The organism is Limosilactobacillus reuteri subsp. porcinus, from assembly GCF_036621895.1.
Taxonomy (GTDB): Bacteria; Bacillota; Bacilli; order Lactobacillales; family Lactobacillaceae; genus Limosilactobacillus; species Limosilactobacillus reuteri_J.
In genome coordinates this window covers 1-961 of record NZ_LN887404.1, presented here as the reverse complement: position 1 = coordinate 961, position 961 = coordinate 1, and the positions used below count along the sequence as shown (strand labels likewise).

At 31.7% G+C, this 961-nt stretch carries 1 protein-coding gene; it reads left to right on the top strand.

The annotated features are described in order from the left end of the window. Positions 1 to 158 precede the first annotated feature (158 nt). Complete coding sequence (locus AACL61_RS05240; RefSeq protein ID WP_102816777.1) at positions 159 to 650, top strand: lipocalin/fatty acid-binding family protein; 492 nt, start codon at positions 159 to 161, stop codon at positions 648 to 650. The last annotated feature ends 311 nt before the right edge of the window (positions 651 to 961 follow it).

The following is a 961-nucleotide window of genomic DNA, read 5'->3' as shown; positions in this document are numbered from 1 at the left end:
TCACTGATGAGCAACTACTTTTTTTCTAACTTAAATTGACATTTCGGGCTTTTAAATATCTTCGGGAATTTATTCAACTTGAAGAAAAGAAAAGGTTAGCTAAAAAAGATGTGACAGATTTACTGAAATGATGAGATAATACTAGGAAGGATGGGGTGATGATGGTGGAAAAAACTAAAAAGAAACGATACCATATTGGGTTAATTACATTTACCATATTACTGGTAATCTTATTAGGGATTTTAGGGGTGAATTATAAACGTTTTGCTAGTAAGCAACTTAACCCAGTTCGTGATAATAAAGTAGTAAAAAAGGATTCGCCCAAAATAACTAAGACTATAAAAGTTGTTGGGTCATATCGAGATGATCAAGATGGTGCAGCTATTGTCTTAAATGAAAATGGAACAGGTCGCTATGTTTATGCGGATAAGAATAATCCAGATACGGATGATACTTTAACTTGGCGTAAAGAAGGAGAACACTATCTTATAAATTTGGAAGATCGTGACGTGACTAATCCGCTTACTGCAACGCTTGATAATAATAGACTAGTTATTACGGGTAGTAATGGCTGGAATACTGAAACGTTCCAAAAGGTTAATGAAGAATTAAACCTTCAACAATTTTTGAGTGATATGCATAAAAAATAAAATAAAGACTTGCAAAGGATTTGAAGATAGGATATAATAAAACTCCTGTCAGCGATAGGAGATGGATAATCGCTTGAAACTTCTTAGATTCATTTAATTAGTTGCAAAGTGTCAATAATAATTTGAAAAAAGTTATTGACATCCTATTGATGACATGATATATTAATAAAGTTGCTGATTGAGTTATCGATCAAAAGAAATTCAAAATTAATTAAAATTTCTTCTTGACAAGCTAATCTGATATATGATATAATAAACACGTTGGTTGGCTGCTTGATTAGCCAACAGATAGACCTTTGAAAACTGAACAA